4 protein-coding genes are annotated in these 3799 nt (G+C 37.4%); 1 reads left to right on the top strand and 3 read right to left on the bottom strand.

Annotation, left to right across the window (positions count from 1 at the left end; translation table 11 throughout):
* Positions 1–2 precede the first annotated feature (2 nt).
* From CK1_RS17035 to CK1_RS17025, 3 genes are all read right to left on the bottom strand, one after another.
* Positions 3–647: an IS607 family transposase gene (locus CK1_RS17035; RefSeq protein ID WP_118608691.1), complete on the bottom strand. Its 645-nt coding sequence runs from the start codon at positions 645–647 to the stop codon at positions 3–5.
* A gap of 449 nt (positions 648–1096) precedes the next feature.
* Positions 1097–1279, bottom strand: a complete 183-nt coding sequence (locus tag CK1_RS17030) for a hypothetical protein (protein WP_306289023.1) — start codon at positions 1277–1279, stop codon at positions 1097–1099.
* 115 nt (positions 1280–1394) lie between these two features.
* Positions 1395–2432, bottom strand: coding sequence for a helix-turn-helix domain-containing protein (locus CK1_RS17025; protein ID WP_015527374.1), 1038 nt, complete (start codon positions 2430–2432; stop codon positions 1395–1397).
* A 269-nt stretch (positions 2433–2701) separates the two neighbouring features.
* Here CK1_RS17025 and CK1_RS17020 point away from each other — a divergent pair, with 269 nt between their 5' ends.
* The gene (locus CK1_RS17020) at positions 2702–3724 is read left to right on the top strand and encodes an ABC transporter substrate-binding protein (RefSeq protein ID WP_015527373.1); all 1023 of its coding nucleotides are present in this window, start codon (positions 2702–2704) and stop codon (positions 3722–3724) included.
* The last annotated feature ends 75 nt before the right edge of the window (positions 3725–3799 follow it).

Below are 3799 nucleotides of genomic sequence, written 5' to 3'. Positions count from 1 at the left end.
TATTATTTGGTATTAACATTACTTTTATGGCTTTTACCATCTACTTTCTCCTGTATCAATTCCCGGATAAGTTTCTTGGCTTTATTCGCTCGTTTTCCTTGTAATTTGCAACTGAATACTGTGATCATCTGAACCAGATCTTCAACAAGTTCCTGCTGTTCGGATTTTTCAGTATTATCAATAATCTCAATCTCACAATTATAAAGCGAAGCGATATATTCTATCAATTCAAAACCAAATCGCAATAGCCGATCTTTATATAAAACAACAACCTTTTCAACCTGATTTTGAGATATTCGCCTGATCAATTCCTGGAGTCCTTTTTTCTTATAATTAATTCCGGAACCGATATCACTTATCATCTCAAATGGCTGTCCTTTTGCCAGAAGATATGTCTTAACATTATCAATCTGTCGTTCCAGATCATCTTTCTGTTTATGGCTGGAAACGCGACAATATCCAATTGTAATGCGAGTTTTAGGCTTTACATTTATTACCTGGTTGAGTTGCTCGTCAGAATAATATCTATAGCCGCTTACTGTAGTATGATGCGGATGAAGTTTTCCATTGGCATCCCAATTTCGTAATGTCTGGGCGGATACGCTTATAATTTTTGAAAATTCATGTATAGAATAATATTTACTCAAAGCATCAACTCCTTTCAATAATATTCTGTTCTAATATCTTATAAAACTCAACATGTACTTATATGATTTTATAATTTTATAATTTATATTTAACTGTTAATAACCTCCTGAAAAATTCTATTTGCTTCACCTTATCATATTTTGGGGGTGGCGTACATATATTAATGTAAATTATGAGACGATTTGATTTTGCGTAATTGAGTGGATGGGTTGAATAGTGCGAATAATCTATAAAAGAAGTGGCGGAAATACCAGCAATGATATTTCCGCCGTTTTACAACTCCGAATATCCTATCCAGAGCTACTTTGTGATCATAGTATATGTTATAAAATCAAATTTTATGAAATGTAAAAAGGAACTCGTCCAGAGCCCCTTTCCTTTGAATAAGTAATAATATCTTTCTCACTCCGGAAAAAGACTTCTTTGTACTTATATAATACTGGTTCAATTACTCCTTGTCAATATTTATTTTTATCTTTGTAATGTGTTCTGTCAAAGAAATATCATCTGACAATTCAAGAATTTTCCTTAGTTCAGCAAGTTCGTCCTGTGCCTTATTACGTTCTTCTTTTATTTTTGAAATATATTGCAATTTATCATCCATTGAGGTGGTAAATTTCGTTGCAATCACGCACCCTATGGGTTAAAAGAGATGCAGGAGCCGCGACGCCTGCATCTCTTTCATCTATAAATGTGATCTATTGCGAATGAATAGGTTTTTTATTTTGCAATAAACATAAGCAGGATCAATACTTTGCTAATAATTTTTTCCAGGGTTTATAGCCTTTCATATAAGCAAAGTCTTCTTCATTTTGGAAGCCTGCAATCAGTTCTTTTTTCATTTCTTCAGCATATGGATTTTCTACATCTTGGAATTTTATATGTTTATATAATCTTGATTTCTGAAAATCACAGATTGTATCGACATTCTCCAGCAGTTGTTTTATTACCTTAAAAGTATCTTCGACATTTTGTTCTGCCACCACAACATTAAACATGGTTGCACATTCATTGTATTTTCCCATCTCAAAAATACCTGCTAATGCATACATTTTCTCGGCCAGGAATCTTGCGGATTTATGATCTTTATTGTCAAGAGCTTTTGTGATCATCATGCCAAAGGCAAGATTCAAAGTAGTATACTCTGAAAGAATTATATTTTCCAGTTTTTCATATGCTTCTTCTGTTTTTTCCTGTTCCATGTATAATTGCCCAAGTCTTAGTTTTTTCATGGGATCATAGTCGGAAAAATAGTTCAGATATTTTTCTGCCATTTCATAATTCCCTTTTCGCAAGTAGAATCCGAACAGAGAATCTGCCGCATGGTGCTGGATTTTTTCGTCCTTGTCATTTAGTGCCATTTCGTACCAGGAATTAATCTGTTCGTCGTACTTATCGGGATGCTCACACTGACCTATGATTCTTCGCGAGTCAAGCATCACCGCCACCTGCCAGATAAGCATGTTGCAGTTAGGGTAATCTTTTATGATATTTACTGCCCATTGATAGGTCTTTTCGTAACCTTCTGCTGAAAACATTTTGTCCATTTCCTGAATAAGTTCTGTAATTTCAACGTCTGTCAGATTTTCATGAAAAGACAACAGGGTATCAAGGGAAATATGTAGCAGTCTTGCAATTGGTGCTAACAGTTCAATATCTGGATTGGAGTTCCCCGTCTCCCATTTATTCACCGCTGGAGTAGTTACTCCTAAGCGGTTTGCCATTTCCTCCTGGGTGAAACCAGACTCTTTTCTATATTTTTTTATCACATTTCCAATATTCATCCTAATTCTCTCCTGATTGAAATTTCAAAAGCTTTTGTGATTAAATCATAGCAGGATTGGAAATTGAACACAATTGAATTGTTGTTAAATAAAATTCATATTTTTTAACTGATGGGAAAGTTGATCGTGATCAGCAGTTGGTTTTTTGGGCATATCCTAACAAAAGGAATCATGGAGACTGTGTTTTACGATACTTTGTATGTTTCCCTGGTCACCAATTAATTAATTATGCATACTCTAACAGAAGAAGTCTGTAAAGGAGTATCTGCATGAAAAATAAAAAATGGATTGCACTGGCGGCAGCAGTTGTGCTGGCGGTGACGGCGCTGCCAATGGGAGTATTTGCTGCGAAGAAAGACAGCACAGAAGAGAAGCTTACAAAGGTTACACTGAATGAAGTCGCACATTCAATCTTTTACGCACCGCAGTATGTGGCGATTGAGGAGGGATATTTTGCGGAGAAAGGTCTGGATCTGACGCTGGTGACGGGATTCGGAGCAGATAAAACGATGACTGCTGTGATTTCCGGTGAGGCAGATATTGGATTTATGGGCGCAGAGGCATCTGTTTATGCTTATCAGGAGGGCGCCACGGATCCTGTCGTAAATTTTGCACAGTTAACCCAGCGTGCGGGGAATTTTCTAGTGGCAAGAGAAGAGATGCCTGATTTCAAATGGGAGGATCTAAAAGGAGAGAAGGTTCTTGGCGGTCGTAAGGGCGGAATGCCGGAAATGGTATTTGAATATATACTGAAGAAAAACGGCATGGATCCGCAAAAGGATTTGATCATCGACCAGAGTATTGATTTCGGTTCCACAGCAGCAGCTTTTACAGGTGATGATTCCGCGGCATATACAGTAGAATTCGAACCATCTGCGACCATTCTGGAAAAAGAAGGAGCAGGCTATGTAGTTGCATCTCTCGGAGAGGCATCCGGATATGTACCATATACATCCTACAGTGCAAAGGCAAGCTACATGAAAGAAAACCCTGAGATCATCCAGAAATTTACCGATGCACTTCAGAAGGGAATGGACTATGTGCAGAGTCATACGCCGGAGGAAATCGCAGAAGTGATCGCACCGCAGTTCAAAGAAACAGATCTTGAAACCATTACTGCCATTGTAAAACGTTATTATGACCAGGATACCTGGAAAGAAAATCTTATTTTTGAAAAAGACAGCTTTGAGCTTCTGCAGGATATCCTGGAAGATGCAGGTGAGCTGACGGATCGTACAGCGTATGAAAATCTGGTGCAGACAGAGTATGCGCAGAAAGCATGTAAAAATTAAAAATAGTTTAGAAAGTTTAAAAAACATGGGAAAAACCTGCGGCATTTATCCAATGCGTCGTAAAACCCCTTGTTT

This window comes from Ruminococcus sp. SR1/5 (assembly GCF_000209835.1).
In the GTDB taxonomy this organism is placed as follows: Bacteria; Bacillota; Clostridia; order Lachnospirales; family Lachnospiraceae; genus Blautia_A; species Blautia_A fusiformis.
This window is presented reverse-complemented; position numbering and strand designations above follow the sequence as displayed.